Origin of the sequence: Bradyrhizobium sp. F1.4.3, from assembly GCF_040548375.1 — a bacterium.
Lineage (GTDB): Bacteria > Pseudomonadota > Alphaproteobacteria > Rhizobiales > Xanthobacteraceae > Bradyrhizobium.
Genome location: NZ_JBEPRN010000011.1, coordinates 83,471 through 106,979, shown reverse-complemented (window position 1 = coordinate 106,979; position 23,509 = coordinate 83,471). Strand labels below are relative to the sequence as shown.

Below are 23,509 nucleotides of genomic sequence, written 5' to 3'. Positions count from 1 at the left end.
GTTCTACCTGAACGTCTTGCGCGGATCGAAGGCGTCGCGCACGGCTTCGCCGATGAAAATCAGGAGCGAGAGCATGATCGCGACCGAGAAGAAGCCGGAGAAGCCGAGCCACGGCGCCTGCACATTGGCCTTGGCCTGCGACAACAGCTCGCCCAGCGATGGCGAGCCCGGCGGAAGGCCGAAGCCGAGGAAGTCGAGGGCCGTGAGCGTCATCACCGACGAGGAGACGATGAACGGCAGGAACGTCATTGTCGCGACCATGGCGTTCGGCAGCAAATGCCTGAACATGATCACGGCATTGGAGACGCCGAGCGCGCGCGCAGCCTGGATATATTCGAAATTGCGGCCGCGCAAAAATTCCGCGCGCACCAGGCCGACAAGCGACACCCAGTGAAACAACACCATGATGCCGAGCAGGATGAAGAAGCCGGGCGGGAGCACGGCCGATATGATGAGCAAGAGATAGAGATAGGGAATCGCATTCCATATCTCGATGAAGCGCTGAAACAAAAGATCGATCCAGCCGCCGAAATAGCCCTGCACGCCACCGGCGACGATACCGATGACGGAAGACACGATCGTGAGGATGAGGCCGAACAGCACCGAGATGCGGAAGCCGTAGATCATCCGCGCCACCACGTCGCGGCCCTGATCGTCGGTCCCGAGCCAGTTATATTCGAGATCACGGCAGCTCTTCAGCCCCTTCTTCTCCACCACCGGCTTGCATTGCGCCTCGGTCAGCATCCAGGTGGGCGGCGACGGTGCCGGCGTCGGCAGATCGAGATTGTGGGTGCCATAGGAGTAACGGATCAGCGGCCAGACGATGCTGCCGCCCTTGTCCTTGATCAGCTTCTGCAAGTAGGGATCACGATAATCGGCCGCGGTCTCGAAATCGCCCCCGAACGTCGTCTCCGAATAGGTGACGAAAGCGGGCCAGTAGAGATGGCCGTCGTACTTGATCAGGAACGGCCGGTCGTTGGCGATCAATTCGGCGCACAGCGACACCACGAACAGGACCATGAAGATCCAGAACGACCAGTAACCGCGGCGGTTCGCCTTGAAATTCTGCCAACGCCGCTTGTTGAGTGGTGACGGCACAAACGGCTTGCGCGTGATCGGCACGGCCTCGCCGAGCGGCGCTCTCACGGTGGTCTCGATCGGGGTGGGCGCGGTAACCGTCATCACACCTCCCGCGCCTCGAAATCAATCCGGGGATCGATCCACATATAGGTCAGATCCGAGATCAGATTGACGACGAGCCCCATCAGCGAAAAGATGTAGAGCGTACCGAACACCACGGGATAGTCGCGGTTGAGCACGCTCTCGAAACCGAGCAGCCCAAGCCCGTCCAGCGAGAAGATGGTCTCGATCAGCAACGATCCCGAGAAGAAGGCGCTGATGAAGGCGCCGGGAAAGCCCGCAATCACGATCAGCATCGCGTTGCGGAAGATATGGCCGTAGAGCACCTGATACTCGCTACAACCCTTGGCCCGCGCGGTCATCACATATTGCTTGCGAATCTCGTCCAGGAACGAGTTCTTGGTCAGGAACGTCATGGTCGCGAAGGCGCCGAGTGCCAGCGAGATCAGCGGCAGGGTCAGGTGCCAGAAATAGTCGATGATCTTCCAGTACCAGGGAAACTGCGACCAGCCGTCCGATGTCAGTCCGCGCAGCGGAAACCAGTTGAAGAATGAACCGCCGGCAAACAGGATGATCAGCAGAATCGCGAACAGGAAGCCCGGGATGGCATAGCCGAGCACGATCACCGCCGAGGTCCATGTATCGAACCGCGTGCCGTCCTTGACCGCTTTGCGGATGCCGAGCGGAATCGAGATCAGATAGGTCAGCAGAGTCAGCCAGATCCCGAGCGAGATCGAAACCGGGAGCTTCTCCTTGACGAGCTGGATCACGCTGACCGTGCGGAAATAGCTCATGCCGAAATCGAAGCGCGCATAATTCCAGACCATCAGCGCGAAGCGCTCGGGCGCCGGCTTGTCGAAACCGAACTGCACCTCCAGCTTCTTGATGAACTCGGGATCGAGCCCCTGCGCGCCGCGGTATTTCGAGTTGACGGCGTCGCCACCGGGGCCGCCCTGTCCCGGCGTGCGCTGCGCAAAATCACCGCCGCCCGAGATGCGCGAGCTGCCGCCAGTATCGGCGCCGGAGAGCTGCGCGATCACGCGTTCAACCGGGCCGCCCGGCGCGAACTGCACCACCACGAAGGAGATGAAGAGGATCCCGAGCAAAGTCGGAATCATTAGTAGAATACGGCGGGCGATATAGGCGCTCATGAGCTTACTTCGCCTGATCGAGCTGGGTGGACTTGGCGGCGTCGAACCACCACAGGGTTCGCTCGCCGACGCCGCTGGAATAGTCGCTGATCGGGTAACGCGGCAGGTTCTTGGGATGGCCGAACACGTCCCAATAAGCCAGCCGGTGGCTGGTGTTGTACCACTGTGGCACCCAGTAGCGGCCGGCGCGGAACACGCGGTCGATCGCGCGGCAAGCCACCGTCAGGTCGTTGCGGGTCTCGGCCGCCATCGCCTTCTCGACCAGCGCGTCGATCGCGGGATTGGCGATGCCCGCCAGATTGTACGAGCCTTTCGTCGCTGCGGCCTGCGAGGTGAAATAGGCCCGCAGGCCGTCACCCGGTGTCGCCGACATACTCAGGCGCTCAATGGTTATATCGAAGTCGAACGCCTCGACCCGCGCGCGGTACTGGACTGCGTCGACGAGGCGCAGATTGGCCTCAATTCCAAGCGTGTTCAGGTTCTTGAGGAACGAGGCGTGGTGCGGCTGGAACGACGGCTCGTCGATCAGGAATTCGACGGCAAAGACTTCGCCACCCGGCAACAGCCGCTTGCCATCCTTGACCGCGAGCTTTGCCTCCTGGAGCAGTTGCTGCGCCTTGCGTAGGAGATTGCGGTCCTGGCCCGAACCGTCCGACACCGGCGGCACGAACGGCTCGCCGAACACTTCGTCAGGCACTTGGCCGCGGAACGGCTCGAGCAGCTTCAACTCCTCGGGCGATGGCGGCCCCTCCGCGACGAGATCCGAATTCTGGAACGGCGAGAACGTACGCGCATAGGCGCCATACATGATGCTCTTGTTGGTCCACTCGAAGTCGAACGCATAATTGATCGCTTCACGGACCTTGGGATCCCTGAACTTGTCGCGCCGCGTATTGATGAACCAGCCCTGGCCGCCCGACGGCGTTTGATCCGGCACCTGCTCGCGCTTGACGCGACCGTCCCTGATAGCGGGGAAGTCGTAGCGCGTCGCCCAGATGCGCGAGGTGAACTCCTCGCGAAACAGGTAGTTCTTGCCGGTGAAGCCTTCGAAGGCGACGTCGCGGTCGCGGTAGAATTCGTAGCGGACCACGTCGAAATTGTTGCCGCCGCGACAGACCGGAAGCTCGGCGCCCCACCAGTCCTTGACCCGTTCGAATTCGATGTAGCGGTTGATCTCGAACTTGCCGACCTTGTACGGGCCGGACCCGAGCGGCGCATCAGTCGACGATTCCTCGAACGGCCGGTTCGCGTAATAGGCCTTCGAGAAGATCGGCAGACCCGCCGCATAGAGCGGCACGTCGCGCGCGCGCTTCTCGGCGAAGGTCACGACCACGATGGCATCGTCGAGCGCCTCTGCGCCCTTGACGTCGCGCATCTGTATCTGGACCAGCGGGTGACCCTTCTCCTTCAGCACGTTGATCGAGAACGCAACGTCATGCGCAGTGAGCTTCGAGCCGTCGTGAAACTTCGCCTCGGGCCGAATGGTGAAGCGATAGGCAAGCTTGTCGGGCGAGATCTGCACCGACTTCGCGGCAAAGCCGTACATACCGTCAGGCTCATCGCCGGCATGCGCCATCAGCGAGGCGAAGGTCAGATCCATGCCTTGCGCGCCTTCACCCTTCAGGATGTAAGCGTTGAGCGAGCTGAACGTGAAATAGGACTGGTTATAGGCGCGCACCGACGGGATCAGCGAGAACGTGCCGCCCTTCGGCGCATCGAGATTGACATAGTCGAAATGATGGAAGTCGGCGGGATATTTGAGATCGCCGAACGCCGAAATGCCGTGGATCTCGGCCGGCATTTCCGAGGCCGTTGCGCCGGGCAGCCACGCGGTGCTGAGCACGCCGCCGGCGCCCAAGGCCAGCACATGCCGGCGTGAAAGCTGCGCCATGCGCAAATGCTTCCTCAAGACCGTTTCCCGATACGCGCCGCTTTTTCGGTGTCATACCACCACAGCGCCGGCAGTCCGGACCTGCCGTATTTCGGCAAGGGCTCGGCATGGCTGAAGCGGTCCCATCGGGCATAGCGTGAGAACGGATAGGTGAACTGAGGCACCACGTAGAAATTCCACAGCAGCACGCGATCGAGCGCGCGCGTCGCGGCGACGAGGCCGGCGCGGTCCTTGGCAAAGATCACTTTCTCGATCAAGGCATCGACAGCCGGATTCTTGATCCCGATGGTGTTGCGCGCGCCGGGCACATCGGCGGTCTGCGAGCTCCAATATTCGCGCTGCTCGTTGCCGGGCGAGAGCGACTCGCCCCACTGATCGATGATCATGTCGAAATCGAAGCTGCGCAGCCGGTTCTGGTACTGTGCGTCGTCGACCATGCGAACCGAGGTGTTGACGCCGATCCGCTCCAGCGACGGCTTGTAGAACAGTGCGATGCGCTCGGACGAGGGATCCTGCACCAGGATCTCGACCGTCAGGATCTTGCCCGAGGCGTCGACCAGCTTGTGGTCGCGCACCTCGAAACCCGCCTCTTTCAGGAGCTTCGCCGCTTCGCGTAAGTTGGCGCGCACGGCTTCAGGGCTGCCGCCGACCGGACTCTGGTAAGGCGTGGTGAAGACTTCCGGCGGTACCTTGTCCTTCACGGTCTCGAGGATCTGCAATTCCTCGCCCTGAGGCAGACCGGTCGCGGCGAGCTCGGAGCCTTCGAAATAGCTGTTGATTCGCTTGTACTGACCGAAGAACAGCTGCTTGTTCATCTCCTCGAAGTCGAACGCGTAGTTGAAGGCCCGCCGCACCCGCGGATCCCTGAACTGCTCGCGCCTGGTGTTGACCACGAAGGCCTGCATGCGGCCGGAATCGTTGATCGGAAATTCTTCCTTGACGACCCGCTTCTCGGCGACCGCGGGGAAGTCGTAGGCTGTCGCCCACTGCTTGGCGGAGTTTTCCGCGATCCAGTCGGCCTGGTCGGCCTTGAACGCTTCGAGCGCAACGAGGTTGTCGCGGAAGAATTCGAAGCGCAGCTCGTCAAAATTGTTCTGGCCGATCTGGCTCGGAACATTGGCGCCCCAATGGTCCTTGACCCGCTCGAGCTTGACCGAGCGTCCCGCTACAAACTCTTTGATCCGGTACGGCCCGGACCCCAGCGGGATCTCCAGCGTGGTGGAGCCGACGTCACGCTTGCGGCCCTGCGCGTCGGTGCCCTCCCACCAATGTTTCGGCAGCACGGTCAGCTCTCCGACGATGGTCGGCAATTCCCGATTGCCCGGCCCATCGAAGCTGAATTTGACGTCGCGCTCGCCGACCTTCTCCGCCTTTGTCACGTGACGATAGTAGGACGCATACATCGGGCTTTGCTGCTTGAACGTCTCCAGCGAGAAAAGGACGTCCTCCGGCGTCACCGGCTTGCCGTCGTGCCAGCGGGCTTCCTTGCGCAGGCGATAGGTCACCCAGGAAAAATCGTCCGGATGCTGGGCGGATTCGGCAAGCTCGCCGTACTCGGTCGCCACCTCGTCCTGCGCCCGGGTCATCAGCGTTTCGTAGATCATGGCCGCGGCCGGCGCGATCGCACCCTTGATGCCGGCGACCGCGAGGTTGAAATTGTCGAAAGTGCCGATCGAGATCAGGCGGGCCACACCGCCCTTGGGCGCATCCGGATTGACGTAATCGAAGCGCTTGAAATCGGCGGGATATTTGATGTCGCCGAACAGCGACAAAGCATGCCGCCAGGGCAGCTCACCGGCAGTTTGCGCCTCGGCCGCGCCGATGACGGGAACGCCAGCTGCGGAACCAAGGGCGGGAAGCACAGCAACTGCAGCGCCAGTGAGTAAGAGATCGCGTCGGGTAATGGCCAAATCAACATCCCTGTCTTGAAGGAGGTTACCCTTTTAAGTGCTCAATATAGGCGAGGTTTCGACCGAATATGTTGCTTTTTCCTCATCTTGGAAGCCCGGGAACGCGGTTCGCTGCGGCCAAACGCCCCGATAACAACGCCGCGAGGCCCGGATACGGAAACGGCCAGGCTTTTCAGCCTGGCCGCATATCCGAGATCGATATCGAAGAGCCTTACTTCGCTGCGGTCGGCAGCGGCTTCGGGCTGTCGGAGAGGCTGTTCAGGTAAGCGATGACGTCGGCGCGCTCCGAGTCCTTCGGGATGCCGGCGAAGCCCATCGCGGTGCCGGGTATAAAGCCCTTCGGATTGGCAATGAACTTGTTGAGGTCGTCGACGGTCCAGGTACCACCCTTGGCCTTCATCGCGGCCGAGAAGTTGAAGCCGTTGCGGCCTTCGCCGCGGTGGTCGTCAACGATGCCAAAGAGGTTCGGGCCGACGCGGTTCGGGCCGCCCTTCTCAAAGGTGTGGCAGGCGCCGCACTTCTTGGCCGCCGAAGCGCCCTTCTCGACGGAGGCGGTCTGGAGCAGCTTTTCGATCGGCTCGGAGGGAGCGGCAGCGGCGGCAGCGCCGCCCTTGTCGCCGGCTTCTTCCTTCACTGCGATCTCGAAGCCCGGCTTTTCCGGCATTTTGGGCGAGAACAGCGCCTGGGCAGTGAAGCTCGTCACCAGCAAAATGAGACAGGTGCCGAGCACGGCACCGAGGATCTTGTTGAGTTCGAAAGAGTCCATTTCCGGCCAGGCCCCACACCGCAAGAAGGAAACAGCGGCCGAGCGGCCGCCAGGACGAGCCTCGGGAGAATCAAACGTTCCTTATTGTTTCCCCGAGTTTTGCCATTGAGATATCGGTTTGCCCGTGCTCTGGCAACCCGTATAAGCGACCCCGCTTTCTGCCCATCCCCACCCCATTTCTCGACGCGGAAAACGTCCCGTTTCCAGGCCCTTGAACCGATGACCGATCCCCGCATCCTGGTGCTGATCCCGGCCCGCATGGCTGCCACCCGCCTGCCCGGCAAGCCGCTCGCCGATATCGCGGGCCTGCCGATGATCGTGCACGTGCTGCGGCGAGCCGAAGCCGCCAGCATCGGCCGGGTGGCGGTGGCAACCGATACGGCTGAGATCGCTTCCGTCGTGACCGCCCATGGCGGCGAGGCCGTGATGACCCGGCCTGAGCACCCTTCCGGCTCCGATCGCATCTACGAGGCGATGCAGAAGCTCGATCCGGCGGGCAACGCCGAAATCGTGGTCAATCTCCAGGGCGATTTCCCGACGATTACGACGGACAACATCCGCGACGTGCTGCCGCCGCTTCAAGACCCCGCCGTGGACATCGCCACGCTGGCCTCGCAGATCCACACCGAGGAGGAGGACCTTGCGCCGAGCGTCGTGAAGGCGGTCGGAACCTCGCTCGGGGGCCGGCGCATGCGCGCGCTCTATTTCACCCGCGCCACCGCGCCGACCGGCGACGGACCGCGCTACCACCATATCGGCCTCTACGCCTATCGCCGCGCGGCGCTGGAGCGGTTCGTCTCCTTGCCGCCCTCGCCGCTGGAATTGCAGGAGGGGCTGGAGCAGCTCCGGGCATTGGAGGCCGGGATGCGGATCGACTTCACCATCGTCGACACCGTACCTCGCGGGGTCGACACGCCGGCGGACCTGGAGACCGCCCGCAGCATACTTTCCAAATCCTGAGCCGCTGTTACAAGGCCGACCAGGAGCTTCAAGATATGAGCAAGATGAAAATCGCATTCCAGGGCGAGCCCGGGGCCAATTCCCACATCGCCATCGTCGAGGCCTATCCCGACGCCGAACCGCTGCCCTGCGCCACCTTCGAGGACGCGCTGTCGGCGATTTCGTCCGGAGAAGCCGATCTCGGCATGATCCCGATCGAGAATTCGGTTGCCGGCCGGGTCGCCGACATCCATCATTTGCTGCCAGCCTCCGGCCTCTTCATCGTCGGCGAGTGGTTCTTGCCGGTCCGGCATCAACTCATGGCGGTGAAGGGCACCAAGCTTTCCGACATCAAGAGCGTGGAGAGCCATGTGCATGCGCTCGGCCAGTGCCGTCGCATCATCCGCAAGCTCGGCATCAAGGGGATCGTGCACGCCGACACCGCCGGCAGCGCCCGCGACATCTCCGAGCGCAAGGACAAGACGGTCGCCGCGATCGCCTCGCGCCTGGCCGCGCAGATCTACGGCCTGGACATCCTCGCCGAGGACATCGAGGACGAGGCGCACAACACCACGCGCTTCGTTGTGCTGGCGCGCGAGCCGAAATGGGCGACGCAAGGTTCGGGACCCTTGGTCACGACTTTTGTATTCCGGGTGCGCAACCTGCCGGCCGCGCTCTACAAGGCGCTCGGCGGCTTTGCCACCAACGGCGTCAACATGACCAAGCTCGAAAGCTACATGGTCGACGGCAATTTCTTCGCCACGCAGTTTTACGCCGACGTCGACGGTCATCCCGACGACAAGGGCCTGGCGTTCGCGATCGAGGAACTGAAATTCTTCTCACGCGAATTCCGCATCGTCGGCGTGTATCCCGGACACCCGTTCCGGGCGACGATGGAATAATTTCGTGTCCCGGACGCGCGAAGCGCGAGCCGGGACCCAGAGACCGCGATACCCAAGGCGACAATGGGCCCCGGCTCGGCAGCGCACCGCTAAAGGGCGTTGCGCTGCGTCCGGGGCACGACAATGTTTACGCGGCCGCTCTAAGCCCGAACGCCTCCGCCAGCAGCGAATACGACTTCTTCCGCGCGTCGTGGTCATAAACCGCGGTGATCACCATCAACTCGTCCGGCTTGCTCGCATCGATCAGCGGCTGAAGCTTTTTCTGCACCGTCGCGGGGCTGCCGACGAACAGGCGCGAGCGGTTGCGGAGGATCGAGGTGCGCTCGGAGTCCGTATAGGGATAGGCCAGCGCCTCCTCGACGCTCGGCAGCGGCAGATATTGGCCGCGGTCGCGGCGCAAGCGGTTGAGATCGAATGAGGTGGCGAGTTTTTCGGCTTCCTCGTCAGTGTCAGCGGCAATAGCCGCGACCGCGAGGATCGCGCGCGGGCTCGCGCTCCAGGCCGAGGGCTGGAAACGGTTGCGGTAATGCACCATGGCATCGATCGCGTCGTGGGACGCGAAATGATGGGCGAAGGCGAAGCCCATGCCGACCTGCGCGGCCAATTCCGACGAATAGTCGCTTGAGCCGAGCAGCCAGATCGGCGGCAACGGCGTATCGTCGGGCATCGCGACGACATTGTTGTACGGATGACCCGAGGGGAATTCCCGGGTCTCCCACAGGATCAGTTCGTGCAGCCGCTCCAGGAAATCGTCGCCCTCGCGGCGATCGAGCCGGCTGCGCAGCGCGTACGCCGTAGCGCCGTCGGTGCCCGGGGCGCGGCCGAGACCGAGGTCGATGCGGCCGGGAAACAGCGCCTCCAGCATCTTGAAGCGCTCGGCCACCACCAGCGGTGCATGGTTCGGCAGCATCACCCCGCCGGAGCCGACGCGGATGTGCTTCGTCACCGCCGCGATCTGCCCGATCATCACGTCGGGCGCCGGGCTCGCGACGGAGGCGAGGTTGTGATGTTCGGCGAGCCAGTAGCGGACATAGCCGAGCCCGTCGACATGGCGCGCCAGATCGATGCTGTTGCGCAGCGCCGCGGCGGGTTTTGTGCCTGAGGTGACGACGGAGAGGTCGAGGACTGAGAGCGGGATCATGGCGCGTTAACGTAGTGGAGGGCCGCGCGGCGACAATGCGCAGACTGCGCAGATCTGGCGTGTGTGGCCCGAGATACCGCGGGGCCGGGCCGAGCTGAGATGTTGGGCTAAACTTCGTACTACAATAATAGAATTCAAACTGCCCACCCAAGTGAGTCGCGCCTAAAAATGCAACTCTGATATTAAATGTTTGTTTTTACTTAAATATTTTCATTCACGCCAAATCCCACTCTCATGACGAACATCGCAATAATTCACACAATCTCTACAGAAATGGGCGACTTCCCACCCCCGATGGGCTGTCGAGAATACCCTCTTTGCCCTATCTTAGCCTCTCGCAAGCTAGACCCGACCGCCGGCCGCCTGAAACTGGCAAGATCCTGGAGTGAGTGGTGCCATGACCGAGTTGACGAATCCTGCCCAAGCCGACCGGCAAGACGGGCACCTCCAAAATGGACAGCTTTCTTCGAAGCGGCCTGCAATCTCCTTCGAGTTCTTTCCGCCCAAGACCGAAGATATGGAGCGGAATCTCTGGGACACCATCAACCGCCTCGCCCCGCTTGACCCGAAATTCGTCTCGGTGACCTACGGCGCCGGCGGCTCGACCCGGGAGCGCACCCATTCAACCATCTCGCGCATCCTGAAGGAGACGGCGCTGCTGCCCGCCGCGCATCTGACCTGCGTCGGCGCCTCCCGTGGCGAGATCGACGAGATCGTCGACCGCTATCATGAGGTCGGCGTCCGCCACATCGTCGGCCTGCGCGGCGATCCGCCCGGCGGCATCGGCACGCCCTATTCCACCCATCCCGACGGCTATCAGACCTCCGCCGAGCTCGTCGCAGGAATCAAGAAGCGGCACGCCGATATCGAGGTCTCGGTCTCGGCCTACCCCGAAAAGCATCCCGAGGCGCGCGATTTCGACGCCGATATCGACACGCTGAAAGCCAAGGTCGACGCCGGCGCTGCGCGCGCGATCACCCAGGTCTTCTTCGATAACGACCTCTACTTCCGCTATCTCGACCGCGTCCGTGCCCGCGGCATCAACATCCCGATCGTGCCGGGCATCATGCCCATGCACAATTTCAAGCAGGCCCGCAATTTCGTCACCCGCGCCGGCACATCCGTGCCGGACTGGCTTGCGGAGAAATTCGAAGGCCTCGATGACGACGCCGAGACCCGCAAGCTGGTCGCGGCCACCGTTGCCGCCGGCCAGGTGCAGAAGCTGGCGAAGCGCGGCGTCGATACCTTCCATTTCTACACCATGAACCGCGCCGATCTCGTGTTCGCGATCAGCCATTTGCTCGGCATTCGCGCCAAGAGCGCGCAGAAGGCGGCCTGACCCAAGATGACAATTCCCGTTTCGCCCAAGCGAACCGCCCTGCTCGACGCCGCGCGCCAGCGCATCCTGGTGCTCGACGGCGCCATGGGCACGATGATCCAGAACCTCCAGTTCGACGAGACCGCCTTTCGCGGCGAGCGCTTCAAGGATTTCCATCGTGACCTCCGCGGCAACAACGATCTGTTGATCCTGACCCAGCCGCAGGCGATCGAGGACATCCACGCCGCTTACTTGCGCGCCGGCGCCGACATCGTCGCGACCAACACCTTCTCCACGACCTCGATCGCGCAGGCCGACTACGATCTCGCCGACATCGTCTACGACATGGCGCGCGAAGGCGCCCGCCTCGCCGGCAATGCCGCGCGGCGCGTCGAGGCAGAAGACGGCAAGCCGCGCTTCGTCGCCGGTGCCATCGGCCCGACCAACCGCACCGCATCGATCTCGCCCGACGTCGCCAATCCCGGCTACCGCGCGGTGACCTTCGATGATCTGCGCGAATCCTACGGCGAACAGATCAGGGGCCTGCTCGACGGCGGCGTTGACCTCCTGCTGGTCGAGACCATTTTCGATACGCTGAACGCCAAGGCGGCGCTCTATGCGATCGCCGAGATCACCGGGGAGCGCGGCATCGACGTGCCCGTGATGGTGTCCGGCACCATCACCGACAAATCCGGCCGCCTGCTGTCGGGGCAGATGCCGGAGGCGTTCTGGAATTCGGTGCGGCACGCCAAGCCGATCACGATCGGCTTCAACTGCGCGCTCGGCGCGGAAGATTTGCGCGCGCATATCGCCGATATCGGTCGCGTCGCCGATACGCTGGTGTGTGCCTATCCCAATGCCGGCCTGCCCAACGAGTTCGGCCAGTATGACGAGACCCCGGAGTACATGGCGCGCCTGGTCGGCGAGTTCGCCCGCGCCGGCCTCGTCAATATTGTCGGCGGCTGCTGCGGCACCACGCCCGAGCATATCGCGGCGATTGCCGCCGCCGTCGCACCACACAAGCCGCGCATCGTGCCGGAGATCGAGCCGCGCTTAAGGCTTTCCGGCCTCGAGCCCTTCATTCTGACAGACGCGATTCCGTTCGTGAATGTCGGCGAGCGCACCAACGTCACCGGTTCGGCTCGCTTCCGCAAGCTGGTCACCGCCGGCGATTACACCGCCGCGCTCCAGGTCGCCCGCGACCAGGTCGAGAACGGCGCGCAGATCATCGACGTCAACATGGACGAGGGTCTTCTGGACTCGGAAGCCGCGATGCGGACCTTCCTCAACCTCGTCGCCGCCGAACCCGACATCGCCCGTGTGCCGGTGATGGTCGATTCCTCGAAATTCTCGGTGATCGAGGCGGGCCTGAAATGCGTGCAGGGCAAGCCGGTCGTCAACTCGATCTCGATGAAGGAAGGCGAGGAAAAATTCATCCACGAAGCGCAGATCGCGCGGCGCCATGGCGCGGCTGTCGTGGTAATGGCGTTCGACGAAGTCGGCCAGGCTGACACGTTCGCGCGCAAGACCGAGATCTGCAAGCGCGCCTACGACATCCTGGTCGACCGTGTCGGCTTCCCGCCGGAAGACATCATCTTCGACCCGAATATCTTTGCGATCGCGACCGGAATCGAGGAGCACAACAATTACGGCGTCGACTTCATCGAGGCGACGCGCTGGATCCGCAAGAACCTGCCCGGCGCGCACATCTCCGGCGGCGTCTCCAATCTCTCGTTCTCGTTCCGCGGCAACGAGCCGGTGCGCGAGGCCATGCACTCGGTGTTCCTGTACCATGCCATCAAGGCCGGCATGGACCTGGGCATCGTCAATGCCGGGCAGATGATCGTCTACGACGACATCGATCCCGAGCTGCGCCAGGTGTGCGAGGACGTCATTCTCAATCGCGACCCCGGCGCCTCTGAACGGCTGCTGGCGCTCGCGGAAAAATTCCGCGGCAACAAGACCCAGACCAAGGAGGCCGATCTCGCCTGGCGCGAATGGCCGGTGGCCAAGCGGCTCAGCCACGCGCTGGTGCACGGCATTACCGAGTTCATCGAAGTGGACACCGAGGAGGCCCGCAAGGAATCGTCGCGCCCGCTCGACGTCATCGAAGGCCCGCTGATGGCCGGCATGAATGTGGTCGGCGATCTCTTTGGCGACGGCAAGATGTTCCTGCCGCAGGTGGTCAAATCCGCGCGCGTGATGAAGCAGGCGGTGGCCTGGCTGATGCCGTTCATGGAAGAGGAGAAGGCGCGCAATCTCGCCAACGGCATCGGCACCGAAGGCTCCAGCTCCGCCGGCAAGATCGTGCTCGCGACCGTCAAGGGCGACGTCCACGACATCGGCAAGAACATCGTCGGCATCGTGCTCCAGTGCAACAACTTTGAGGTCATCGACCTCGGCGTGATGGTGCCGGCCGCAAAGATCGTCGAGACCGTGAAGGCGGAGAAGGCCGACATCGTCGGCCTGTCCGGCCTGATCACGCCGTCGCTCGACGAGATGGCGTTCTTCGCCGGCGAATTGCAGCGCGAAGGCCTGAAGCTGCCGCTCCTGATCGGCGGCGCGACGACGAGCCGGGTGCATACCGCGGTGAAGATCGACCCGAGCTATCGCGCCGGGCCGGTGGTGCATGTCAATGACGCCAGCCGCGCTGTCGGCGTCGCCTCCTCGCTGCTGTCGCCTGAAAAACGCGAGGCCTATGCCGCCGACGTGCGCGCCGAATACGCAAAGATCTCCGAGGCGCATTTTCGCGCCCAGGCCGACAAGAAGCGCCTGAAGCTCTCTGTTGCCCGCGCCAATCGCGTGCCGGTCGACTTTGCGGCTAACAAGCCGGTGAAGCCGACATTCCTCGGCACCAGGAGCTTTGACGCATACGACCTCGCCGAGCTCGTGCCCTACATCGACTGGACGCCGTTCTTCCAGACCTGGGAGCTCGCCGGGCGCTTCCCCGCCATCCTCGGCGATGCCAAGGTCGGCGAAGTCGCCCGCTCGCTCTACGATGACGCGCGGAAAATGCTCGACCTGATCGTCAAGGAGAAATGGTTCCGGGCGCGCGCGACGGTCGGCTTCTGGCCGGCGAACGCGGTAGGCGACGACATTGTGCTCTATGCCGACGAGAGCCGGACCAAGCAAATTGCAACGCTGCACACGCTGCGCCAGCAGCTCGAGAAGCGCGAGGGCCGTTTCAACGCGGCACTGTCCGACTTCATCGCGCCTGTCGGCGTCGGCGTGCCCGACTATGTCGGCGGCTTCGTCGTCACCGCCGGCATCGGCGAGGATGTCGTCGCCGACCGCTTCAAGATGGCGAATGACGACTACTCCTCGATCCTGTGCAAGGCGTTGGCTGACCGCTTGGCCGAAGCCTTCGCCGAGCGCATGCATGCCCGCGTGCGCCGCGAGTTCTGGGCCTATGCGCCGGACGAGGCGCTGTCGACCGACGATCTGATCCTCGAGAAGTACCAGGGCATCCGCCCGGCGCCCGGCTATCCCGCGCAGCCCGATCACACCGAGAAGGCGACGCTGTTCGAGTTGCTCGATGCGGAAGCGACCGCCGGCGTGAAGCTGACCGAGAGCTTTGCGATGTGGCCGGGCTCTAGCGTGTCGGGGCTCTATCTTGCGAATCCCGAAAGCTATTATTTCGGCGTCGGCAAGATCGAGCGCGACCAGGTCGAGGACTACGCCGCGCGCAAGGGCATGACGGTTGCCGAGACCGAGCGCTGGCTTGCGCCGGTGCTGAACTACATCCCCTCACAGCAAGGCGCGGCCGACAAGACCGCTTTTGCCGCAACACCCGCGAACGATGAGACATCAAAGGACCTCGCCTCGCATCCGCCGGGCTGCACCTGCGCGGTGCATCTGGTCTGGCAGAAGAAGCGCGCTGGGGCGGGATAGTCTCCGCCGTAGACAAAAAAGTCGAAAACAACCCCATGCACAGTAGAGATGGGGTTGAAAGGCCTGGTGAATTTCGGTCCTGCCGAAACAGCTTGATGCGTCGGGCAAAACACCTGTATCAATCTATATTCGCCTACATCGCCAATCCTCGACGTCCGGACTCGCTTCGCCGTCATTCCGGGGCGCGCGAAGCGCGAGCCCGGAATCCATTGATCTACACGTGCTGCGGACAAATAGATTCCAGGCTCGCGCCAAGTGGCGCGCCCCGGAATGACGACGCGGCGTGTTGGGCCCCCACGATGCCTTGAACGCAACGCGCGCTCGCCGCGACCAATGGCGGTCGCCATCGAAAGAGCCAAGGAAATCAGATGCTGGACGCCCATCAATTGATGTGGACGCAGATTGCCGCCGGGATCTCAGTGCTGCTGTTTGGACTGACGCTGTTCGGTCTGGTCCGGACGCGAGGCCGGATGCAGGCCGCGCAGAGCTGGGACAAGGTCGAGGGCGTCATCACGGTCTCCCGGGTCGATCAGCCGGCGACGCACGCCTCGGACGATCGGAACGATGCCAAGCCCATCATCCGTTATCGGTATCAGGCCGGCGGCCAGGAGCTGGAAAGCGACAAGGTCTTTGTCGGCGGCCCTACCATCACGACGAGGGTGCTGGCCGCAAAACTGGCCGGACGGTATCCGGTCGGCGCGCATGTCGACGTCCATGTCGATCCGAAGCAACCGACCGAGGCGCTGCTGGAGCCTGCCGCGGCGCAGAACGTCGCGGCGCTGGTGGCGTTCACCATCGCATTCGGTTTCATTGCCGCCACCCTGACCGCGCATTCGCTCGCCGGTCACGTGCTCTACGCCGACAATGGCGTTCCGCTGTTCGCGTTCGCGCTGCCGATCATCGCGCTCATCGGCGCCGTGTTCTGCGTCGCAGAATATGTCCGGACGCGCCGGCTGGCGAGCGCCAGCCTGCGCTGGCCGACCGCGTCGGGCAGGATTACGCATTCCGACGTGATCGAGGAGATCATCGAGGAGAAGACCGAGCACGACAACAGACCGACGACTTCAAAGCTCGTACACCGCTATCAGGTCGACCTCCGCTACGCCTACAAGGTCGGCAAGCGCGACTTCACCGGCACCGAACTCAATTGGGGCGGCACCATGATCTCCGGGCTGCGCGAAGTCGCCGAAAAGGAAGCGGCAAAATACCGTCCCGGGCACAGCGTCAAAGTCTATTACGATCCGGACCAGCCGGGACATGCCGTGCTGGAGCCTGCGAGCGGGGAAGGCGCGCTGGCTCCGCTGATCGGCGCCGCGGTCTGCGCGATCGTCGGTGGCCTCTTTCTGACGATCCTGATCAAGGTCGGGTTTGCGTAGCGGCGCTTGATGTCGTTCCGGGGCGCGCGAGCGCGAGCCCGGAATCCATCGTGCAGCGTGTGTCGCCGATGAATGGATTCCGGGCTCGCGCCAAGCAAGTGGCGCGCCCCGGAATGACGGAGGGAGGCTCACCCTTTCGGTGGCGCCAGCGGCTGCAGGATCTCCTTGAACGGCGCCAGCGCTTCGCAGCGATCGGCATGTGCCGCGAGCGCCGGATAGCGCGACACGTCGAATAGCGGTGCATGTGCCTCGCGGGTGAAGCGGACGACGCAGGCGACCGCGACGTCGGCGTGGCCGATGTGGTCGCCCAGCCAGTAAGGCGTCGTCACCCTGGCGCGCTCGGCCTCGAGCACCTTCAGAACGTCCGCGATCTGCGCCTGGCAACGCTCGACCCACAGCGCAAGCTGCTCCTTCCGCAGCACGCGCTCGTAGAGCAGGCTCACCGCCTTGTCGCCGAGGCCAGAGGCGAGCGCGCAGATGCGCAAGTGCCGTCGCCGCTCGACGCCGCTCCGCGGCAGCATCGCCTTCTCCGGCCCGACGAGCTCGTCGAGATAATCCAGGATGATCGTGCTCTCGATCAACGCCTCGCCGTCATCGAGCACCAAGGTCGGCACGCGTCGCAGCGGATTATGGGGCGCGACCTTGTCGGCATCGCCGAAGGTCGACCACGGTCTGTGCTCGAAGGCGAACCCGTAGAACCGCAGCGCAATCGCGACGCGGCGGACGAAGGGGGAATCATATTGGCCGATCAGGAACATGGTGCACCTCTCGTCATTGGAGCTTTGCCCGGCCAATCGGTCGTCATTGCCGTTGCAAGTATCGCCTGCCGATCCTTCACCGACAACCGCCGAGCGGATGTCGAGGCCGTGCTCTGTTGCAACCTCTTTGCTTACCCAACGCCCGGGGTATAAATGATCCGCGCTGCTGATTCTGTATTTCTGCCGGTCTTCCGGAGCATTGGCGGCCGCGATCGGGTGGCCGTTTTGATAAACGCCTTTTTCGATGAAAGCTCGGAGGGGGACGCCCACAACGGACTGCTGACAGTTTCGGGCTATGCCCTCGACTTGGCTGGCGTTGGGCGCCTGACTGCCGAATGGCAAACGCTCCTTGATGACTACCGTCTGCCGTACTTCCATATGGCGGAATGCAATGCGTGCGATGGTATTTTTGAGCACCTAGATAATACTGAATGTGACAATTGTGCGCGTGAAGCAATAAGCATTGCACGCGCCCATCCGTTACACGCTCACTCTTTTGTTCTGGATCAACCTCAGTATCGCGAAATCCTGCAGGACCAGGGCTTTGACTGCGACCCTTACTCCTTCATGGTCTTTTCCGCGTTTCTCCACGTGAACAAGTGGGTGCATGAGAATCAACCAACTAGACGAATCTCGCTCTTTTTTGAGAGCGGATACCGAACCCAAAAGAGAGCAACTGAAGTGTTGCAGTACGTGACCAAGGATAATCTGCGCGGCAAAAACAGAGTGGATAGCTACACGTTTGTTAGAAAGGAAGCGTCTTATCCAACTCAAGCCGCCGATCTAATCGCTTGGCATATAAGGAAGGGGTATGAGAACCTTCGATATGGCAAGCCTGTTCGCAAGGACACCAAGGCCCTCTTGGAGGATCGCACTGTGTTGACGATAGAGTTCAACGAGAGCCGTCTGGAGGAAATCCGCGATAATTTCTGCCGAAAGTCAGGCAACCTATCTAACGCGGCTAAGGTTCTTTTCTCAGATGATGACGTATTACTCGGTTGAACGACTGATCGAACTCTTTCCCGCTCTCGTCGCTGAAGGCCGGCCATCAGGTCGAGCCCGGCTGGCGGCTCACGGTCGGCTATGACACGCTGTCCTGGACCGGCGTGCAGCGCTCCGGCGGCCTAATCGACACCACGCTCAATCCGAGTCCGATACCGCCGGGACCGTCCGCCGGCCCGACCCGTCCGCTGCCGGTGCTGAACACGACGAACCTCCTCGCGCAGGCTTCGGCTTCGGCGTGCGGTATAATTATTGAGGTGGATGCGTAGCCCGGATGGAGCGGAAGCGCAATCCGAGAGCGATCCGTCAAGTTGCAAGAAGGCCCCGGATATCGCTCCGCTCATCCGGGCTACAGGTCGCTGAACATCACTCGATGATCGGCACATGCCTCGCCGTCGTCCGCGACACCGTGCCATCGAGGCGCGGATCGTCGGCGACCTCGATCTGGCGGCGGAACGGGCGGAAGCCGGAGCGCTGATAGAACGCCACTGCCGACGGGTGGTCGAAGGTGCAGGTGTGCAGCCAGACGCGGCGCAGGTCGCGTGACCATGCGAGCTCCAGCGCGCGGTTCATCAGGAAGCGGGCGGCACCACGCCCGATCAGGCGTGCGGTAACGCCGAAATAGACCAGCTCGCACTGGCCGGCCTGGCGGAAATCCAGCTCAAGCAGGCCTTCATCGCGACCGTCCGCGACCAGCGCATAGACTTCGACGCCCGGTACGTGGATGACCGAGACGAGCTCGGCGTCGGTCATACGCAGCCGAGAGAACCATAGCCACTCCTCGCCGACGCGGCGATGGAGATCGCGATACCAGTCGAGCGCGGGCGCGTCGACCTTGCGCAGGGTCCACGCGCCGGGAGGATCGTCACGGCGTGAGGGTCGCGCGGTCATCTCGAGATGGGTGACGACCGCGGCGATCTTGCCGGCGGGAATGTCGGAGTAGCCGTCGGGGAGGATCATGGGATGCGTCCCTTTGAATCTGAACGCCAGCCACACACTCCGTGTCGTCCTGGCGAAAGCCAGGACCCATTACCACGGCTGGTCCTTGTTGCGGCAGGCCGGGGCCGCTAACGGTCCAAGACAACTTAGCTCGGTGGCTATGGGTCCTGGCTTTCGCCAGGACGACGGCGGAGTTTGCGGATGCGCCTTGCTCACCTCGGCGTCAGCGTGATGGCCTCGGCGGTCGCGGCTTCGACCGCGGGCAGGCTGTAGAGCAGCGGGACATATTGGCCGGTGGCCCAGAGCGGCGCGAGGTCGCGATAATGGCCGCTGAAGGGATCGCCGGACTGTCCCGGAGTGTTGATGGTGCGGCTCGCATCCCAATTGCCGACATCGAGCACCATGCGGAACGAGGCCCCCGCGGTGAGCCGATAGTCGGAGCGGCGATAGGTCCCCGCGCGCGGCACGTTGGCGGCGCCGCCGTAAGCGAGCGGGCCGACCGACAATTGCGCCGCCGTCGCCTTGTCGGCGAGCGGCATCAGCGCATGGTCGAACTTTGCGACATGCAGCCGGCCCCAGCGCCAGGTGGATGAGTCAGGGCCGAGCTTGGCTGTGACATCGGCGATTGCCGCGCCGAGACTGTCACGCAAAATCTGGTCGCGCGCGGCAGCGGGATCGGAGCCGAACGACGCATCCGGCGATTCCAGGGAGGCAACGAGCGCCGAAATGCTGGAGGCCTCGGGCGCGATCAGATCGGCGGCCTTGGGTGCCGTGGTCTTCAGCAGCACCGGCCCGAGATGATTGGCGATCCAGACCTCGAACACCGCAGCCGCGGCACTGTCGGCGGCATCGCGTGCGTCCCATGGCTTGAGCAGCTCGAGACCCTTCTTCACATTGGCATCGTCCGAAGACAGAGGCTGCAACAGCTTGACCAGCCGCCGGCCCAGCATCGTGGTGTCGTCGTTCTGCAAATCCATCGCGTCGGCCAGCGTCACCTTATTGTTGGCCCCGAGCACTTCGGTGATGCGCTGCCAGCGCGCACTGTCGGACCATTCAAAGCCGACCTTGCGCTCGGCTACAGGGTAATCGGGCGGCAGGTTCATCTGGTTGGCGGTGGCGAAAAAGCCCTGCTTGGGCTGATAGGATTTCGGCAACTCGTCGAGCGAGAGGAAGCCTTGCCACTCGTAACGGCCGTCGCCGGGCACCGGCATCAGACCGTCGAAATTGACGCGGTGCGGCGTCTTGCCGGCGGCGACCCAGCCGATATTGCCGCGGGTGTCGGCATAGACCTGGTTCTCCGACGGCGCGCCCCAGCGCCGCATCGCCGCAAGGAAGCCGTTCCAGTCCTTTGCGGTCATGTAGTCGGACGAGCCGAAATAGGCCGACGTGCCCGGTTCGAACCAGATCGAGCGCACGGCAAAGGCGCGCTTGTTGGCATCGTCGACGAAGATGACCGGACCGTGCCGGGTGAACTTCAGTTCCAGATCGCGATCTGCCTCGCCTTTGACCTGCTCCGTCTCGTGAACGATGCGCATGTCTTCCCAGCCATTGCCGTAGCGGTACTGGTTGGGATTTTGCGGATTGAGCTCGTAGACGTAGAGGTCTTCCTGGTCGACGTTGAAGATGGTGAGGCCAAAGGCGATGGTGCCGTTGTGACCGATCGAGATGCCGGGCAGCGCCGGCTCGCCGGCGCCGATCACGGAGATGCCGGGCGCATTGAGGCCGACGATATAACGCAGCGAGGGCACGCTGTGCTCGCGATGCGGATCGTTGGCGAGGATCGGACGGCCCGTCGCCGTGCGTGAGGCCGCGATCACCCAATTGTTGGAGCCGATGGTGTCGCGCTGGTGGTCGGCCTCGGTGAGGTACCTGTCCGGATCGTGCGCGAGCGCAGCCTGCCTGTCTTTCGGGGCTGCGAAGGCGACCGGGCGCGTCGCGAGATCGTAGGCCGCGAGCACGGCCTTCGGCACGCTACAGGGATCGAGACCGTCGGGGATTTTCGTCGTCCAGGCCGGCTCCAGCTTGACGCGAAAACGGTCGGCATCGAGGCCGGCCGCACAGGCAACCAGCGAGCGCTTGACCTCGGAGGCGACATTGCGCGTCAGCCCGTGGCTGCGGATGCGAACGACGTCATCCGCGGTCCACAAGTCCGGCATGGTGCCGGCGATCCTGAACTCGATCGGCAGCGGGCGCTTGCCCGCGCGGACATCGGCGACATAGGCGTTGACGCCGGCGACGAACGCATCGGCATAGGTCTTCGCTTTCGGGCCGTAGGCCGCCCACTCCGCCTTCATGTCGCCGCGATAGAGGAAGAGCCGCAACGCCTTGTCCTGCTCGGCATAGGCCGGGCCGAAATCCTTGGCGAGCAGGCCGAGGCCTCGTTTGCGCCAGAGATCGATCTGCCAGAGCCGGTCGCGGGCGGCGTTGAAACCTTGCAGGAAGAACAGGTCGTGCTCGTTGCCGGCATAGATATGCGGAATGCCCCAGACATCGACCAGTATCTGCGCGGGGGCGTTGAGGCCGGCGACATCGGTCTTGACCTGCCGTGCGCTTTCAAGCGAGTTCGCCTTCTCGCGCGCGATGGCCGTCGAGGTGAGCAGCGCGGCGCAGATCGCTGCGCCACAAAGCTTCTGGATGACCCGGTTGAAATCCGTGTTCATTGTCGTTCCTCCCGTTGTTGTTGATTGGGGCGCGTCGCGCGCCCGCTATTCGCCCTCGTCGCTCGCCAGCACGCCCCTCACGGCCCTCGCCCAGCCTGCGAGCTTTCGATCGCGCGTGGCCTGACTCATGTTCGGCTTGAAGCGGTGCTCCAGCCGCCAGTTGTCGGCGAATTTTGTCGGCTCGGGATAGACGCCGGCCTGGAGGCCGGCGAGATAGGCGGCGCCGAGCGCCGTGGTCTCCTGGATCACCGGGCGATCGACCGGCGCGTCGAGCAGGTCCGCGAGGCGCTGCATGGTCCAGTCCGATGCGGTCATGCCGCCGTCGACGCGGAGCACGACACTCGCGATCTCCGAGCTCGGCCAGTCGGCGCGCATGGCGGCCCAGAGATCAAAGGTCTGGTAACAGACGCTTTCGAGCGCGGCATGCGCGAGCTCGGCAAGTCCGGTGTTGCGGGTGAGGCCGAACAGCGCGCCACGCACGCGCGGATTCCAGTAGGGCGCGCCCATGCCGACGAAGGCCGGCACGAGATAGACGCTCTGCATGGAGTCTGACTGATCAGCAAGAGGCCCGGTCTCGGCGGCGTGCTTGATGATGCCGAGCCCGTCGCGCAGCCACTGCACCGCGCTGCCTGCGACGAAGATCGAGCCTTCGAGCGCGTAGGTGCGTTTTCCCCCGAGCTGATAGGCGATGGTGGTGAGCAGCTTGTTCTTCGAAACCACCGGCGTGGTGCCGGTGTTGAGCAGCGCAAAGCAGCCGGTGCCGTAGGTCGACTTCATCATGCCCGGGCGGAAGCAGGCTTGTCCGATGGTCGCGGCCTGCTGGTCGCCGGCGATGCCGGAGATCGCAATCGCGCCGCCGAACAGATCTGGCGTGCTTTCGCCGAAATGGGCGGAGGAATCCTTCACCTCGGGGAGCATCGAACGCGGCACGCCGATGATCTCCAGCAGTTCGTCGTCCCACTGGCCGGTGTGGATGTTGAACAGCAGGGTGCGCGAGGCGTTGGTGGCGTCGGTGGCGTGCACCTTGCCGCCGGTGAGGCGCCAGAGCAGATAGCAATCGATCGTACCGAACATCAATTCGCCACGCGCAGCGCGTCCCCGCGCGCCGGGAACGTGGTCGAGGATCCATGCGACCTTGGTCCCGGAGAAATAGGGATCGATGATCAGGCCGGTCTTTTGCGAGATTGTCGGCTCGCGGCCGTCGGCCTTGAGTTTCGCGCAGATGTCGGCGGTGCGGCGGTCCTGCCAGACGATGGCGCGGTGCACGGCTTGTCCCGTGGCGCGGTCCCACACCACGGTGGTCTCGCGCTGGTTGGTAATGCCGATCGCGGCGATGTCCTTCGCGGTGATGCCGGCCTTCTCGATCGCGTCGCGGCAGACCGTCACGGTCGAGGTCCAGATGTCCTCCGGCTCGTGCTCGACCCAGCCCGAGGCGGGAAAATGCTGCGGAAACTCGGCTTGCGCGCGGGCGGCAATCGAGATGTCGCTGCGGAAGACGATGGCGCGCGAGGAGGTGGTGCCCTGGTCGATGGCGAGGACGAAAGACATGGAAGCTACCTTGGCGTTTCCCTATGACGGGTCATTGTGGCGCGCCAAAGAAACGGGATTGCCGCCGAGAGGTCAAGACGGGATGAGCGGGTGCGATCCTTACCCTCCCCTGGAGGGGGAGGGTCGGCTCACATTGAGCGCAGCGAAATGTGAGACGGGGTGGGGTGACGGTCTCTC

General features: G+C 63.5%; 17 protein-coding genes. 7 read left to right on the top strand and 10 right to left on the bottom strand.

The genetic code is table 11. The features are described from left to right. Positions 1-3: 3 nt before the first annotated feature. The 5 genes from ABIB73_RS25290 to ABIB73_RS25270 form a co-directional block, all read right to left on the bottom strand. On the bottom strand, positions 4-1,182 hold the full coding sequence (locus ABIB73_RS25290; RefSeq protein ID WP_354228444.1) for an ABC transporter permease: 1,179 nt from the start codon (positions 1,180-1,182) through the stop codon (positions 4-6). Further along, positions 1,182-2,291: a microcin C ABC transporter permease YejB gene (locus ABIB73_RS25285; RefSeq protein WP_354228442.1), complete on the bottom strand. Its 1,110-nt coding sequence runs from the start codon at positions 2,289-2,291 to the stop codon at positions 1,182-1,184. Before ABIB73_RS25285 ends, ABIB73_RS25290 begins: the two co-directional genes overlap by 1 nt. A gap of 4 nt (positions 2,292-2,295) precedes the next feature. Further along, positions 2,296-4,182: an extracellular solute-binding protein gene (locus ABIB73_RS25280; RefSeq protein WP_354228440.1), complete on the bottom strand. Its 1,887-nt coding sequence runs from the start codon at positions 4,180-4,182 to the stop codon at positions 2,296-2,298. Positions 4,183-4,196: 14 nt separating this feature from the next. Next, entirely contained in the window at positions 4,197-6,092 is a 1,896-nt protein-coding gene (locus ABIB73_RS25275) for an extracellular solute-binding protein (RefSeq protein ID WP_502918458.1), read from the bottom strand. A 211-nt stretch (positions 6,093-6,303) separates the two neighbouring features. Then, entirely contained in the window at positions 6,304-6,858 is a 555-nt protein-coding gene (locus tag ABIB73_RS25270; RefSeq protein ID WP_354228436.1) for a c-type cytochrome, read from the bottom strand. Positions 6,859-7,077: 219 nt separating this feature from the next. Between ABIB73_RS25270 and ABIB73_RS25265 the strand changes: the two genes are divergently transcribed. Both ABIB73_RS25265 and ABIB73_RS25260 read left to right on the top strand, forming a co-directional pair. Next, positions 7,078-7,818: a 3-deoxy-manno-octulosonate cytidylyltransferase gene (locus ABIB73_RS25265; RefSeq protein WP_354228434.1), complete on the top strand. Its 741-nt coding sequence runs from the start codon at positions 7,078-7,080 to the stop codon at positions 7,816-7,818. Between the two features lie 35 nt (positions 7,819-7,853). Further along, on the top strand, positions 7,854-8,699 hold the full coding sequence (locus ABIB73_RS25260; RefSeq protein WP_354228432.1) for a prephenate dehydratase: 846 nt from the start codon (positions 7,854-7,856) through the stop codon (positions 8,697-8,699). Positions 8,700-8,826: 127 nt separating this feature from the next. On the opposite strand, the gene ABIB73_RS25255 is transcribed toward ABIB73_RS25260, so the two are convergent. Then, on the bottom strand, positions 8,827-9,840 hold the full coding sequence (locus ABIB73_RS25255) for an LLM class flavin-dependent oxidoreductase (protein WP_354228430.1): 1,014 nt from the start codon (positions 9,838-9,840) through the stop codon (positions 8,827-8,829). Positions 9,841-10,237: 397 nt separating this feature from the next. Here ABIB73_RS25255 and metF point away from each other — a divergent pair, with 397 nt between their 5' ends. The 3 genes from metF to ABIB73_RS25240 all read left to right on the top strand — a co-directional run bounded on the left by metF (position 10,238) and on the right by ABIB73_RS25240 (position 16,425). Continuing rightward, positions 10,238-11,179, top strand: a complete 942-nt coding sequence (gene metF, locus ABIB73_RS25250; RefSeq protein WP_354228428.1) for a methylenetetrahydrofolate reductase [NAD(P)H] — start codon at positions 10,238-10,240, stop codon at positions 11,177-11,179. A gap of 6 nt (positions 11,180-11,185) precedes the next feature. Then, the gene (gene metH / locus ABIB73_RS25245; RefSeq protein ID WP_354228426.1) at positions 11,186-15,049 is read left to right on the top strand and encodes a methionine synthase; all 3,864 of its coding nucleotides are present in this window, start codon (positions 11,186-11,188) and stop codon (positions 15,047-15,049) included. Positions 15,050-15,417: 368 nt separating this feature from the next. Then, positions 15,418-16,425: a DUF3592 domain-containing protein gene (locus ABIB73_RS25240; RefSeq protein ID WP_354228425.1), complete on the top strand. Its 1,008-nt coding sequence runs from the start codon at positions 15,418-15,420 to the stop codon at positions 16,423-16,425. Between the two features lie 128 nt (positions 16,426-16,553). On the opposite strand, the gene ABIB73_RS25235 is transcribed toward ABIB73_RS25240, so the two are convergent. Then, the gene (locus tag ABIB73_RS25235; RefSeq protein ID WP_354228423.1) at positions 16,554-17,183 is read right to left on the bottom strand and encodes a glutathione S-transferase family protein; all 630 of its coding nucleotides are present in this window, start codon (positions 17,181-17,183) and stop codon (positions 16,554-16,556) included. A gap of 153 nt (positions 17,184-17,336) precedes the next feature. Between ABIB73_RS25235 and ABIB73_RS25230 the strand changes: the two genes are divergently transcribed. Continuing rightward, positions 17,337-18,185 (top strand): DUF3800 domain-containing protein, encoded by an 849-nt coding sequence (locus ABIB73_RS25230; protein WP_354228421.1) that lies wholly within the window; start codon positions 17,337-17,339, stop codon positions 18,183-18,185. Positions 18,186-18,217: 32 nt separating this feature from the next. Further along, complete coding sequence (locus ABIB73_RS25225) at positions 18,218-18,454, top strand: BBP7 family outer membrane beta-barrel protein (protein WP_354228626.1); 237 nt, start codon at positions 18,218-18,220, stop codon at positions 18,452-18,454. A 97-nt stretch (positions 18,455-18,551) separates the two neighbouring features. Here ABIB73_RS25225 and ABIB73_RS25220 read toward each other — a convergent pair whose 3' ends face one another. The 3 genes from ABIB73_RS25220 to glpK all read right to left on the bottom strand — a co-directional run bounded on the left by ABIB73_RS25220 (position 18,552) and on the right by glpK (position 23,332). After that, entirely contained in the window at positions 18,552-19,145 is a 594-nt protein-coding gene (locus ABIB73_RS25220) for a GNAT family N-acetyltransferase (RefSeq protein WP_354228419.1), read from the bottom strand. 191 nt (positions 19,146-19,336) lie between these two features. Then, positions 19,337-21,784, bottom strand: coding sequence for a penicillin acylase family protein (locus tag ABIB73_RS25215; RefSeq protein WP_354228417.1), 2,448 nt, complete (start codon positions 21,782-21,784; stop codon positions 19,337-19,339). A 45-nt stretch (positions 21,785-21,829) separates the two neighbouring features. Continuing rightward, the gene (glpK, locus tag ABIB73_RS25210) at positions 21,830-23,332 is read right to left on the bottom strand and encodes a glycerol kinase GlpK (RefSeq protein ID WP_354228415.1); all 1,503 of its coding nucleotides are present in this window, start codon (positions 23,330-23,332) and stop codon (positions 21,830-21,832) included. Positions 23,333-23,509 lie beyond the last annotated feature (177 nt).

Coding starts and splice junctions, on each gene's coding strand:
- ABIB73_RS25255 (WP_354228430.1), bottom strand. CDS start 9,840: ATGATCCCGCTCTCAGTCCTCGACCTCTCCGTCGTCACCTCAGGCACA.
- ABIB73_RS25260 (WP_354228432.1), top strand. CDS start 7,854: ATGAGCAAGATGAAAATCGCATTCCAGGGCGAGCCCGGGGCCAATTCC.
- ABIB73_RS25220 (WP_354228419.1), bottom strand. CDS start 19,145: ATGATCCTCCCCGACGGCTACTCCGACATTCCCGCCGGCAAGATCGCC.
- ABIB73_RS25235 (WP_354228423.1), bottom strand. CDS start 17,183: ATGTTCCTGATCGGCCAATATGATTCCCCCTTCGTCCGCCGCGTCGCG.
- ABIB73_RS25290 (WP_354228444.1), bottom strand. CDS start 1,182: ATGACGGTTACCGCGCCCACCCCGATCGAGACCACCGTGAGAGCGCCG.
- glpK (WP_354228415.1), bottom strand. CDS start 23,332: ATGTCTTTCGTCCTCGCCATCGACCAGGGCACCACCTCCTCGCGCGCC.
- metF (WP_354228428.1), top strand. CDS start 10,238: ATGACCGAGTTGACGAATCCTGCCCAAGCCGACCGGCAAGACGGGCAC.
- ABIB73_RS25270 (WP_354228436.1), bottom strand. CDS start 6,858: ATGGACTCTTTCGAACTCAACAAGATCCTCGGTGCCGTGCTCGGCACC.
- ABIB73_RS25280 (WP_354228440.1), bottom strand. CDS start 4,182: ATGGCGCAGCTTTCACGCCGGCATGTGCTGGCCTTGGGCGCCGGCGGC.
- metH (WP_354228426.1), top strand. CDS start 11,186: ATGACAATTCCCGTTTCGCCCAAGCGAACCGCCCTGCTCGACGCCGCG.
- ABIB73_RS25230 (WP_354228421.1), top strand. CDS start 17,337: ATGATCCGCGCTGCTGATTCTGTATTTCTGCCGGTCTTCCGGAGCATT.
- ABIB73_RS25240 (WP_354228425.1), top strand. CDS start 15,418: ATGCTGGACGCCCATCAATTGATGTGGACGCAGATTGCCGCCGGGATC.
- ABIB73_RS25265 (WP_354228434.1), top strand. CDS start 7,078: ATGACCGATCCCCGCATCCTGGTGCTGATCCCGGCCCGCATGGCTGCC.
- ABIB73_RS25285 (WP_354228442.1), bottom strand. CDS start 2,291: ATGAGCGCCTATATCGCCCGCCGTATTCTACTAATGATTCCGACTTTG.
- ABIB73_RS25215 (WP_354228417.1), bottom strand. CDS start 21,784: ATGAACACGGATTTCAACCGGGTCATCCAGAAGCTTTGTGGCGCAGCG.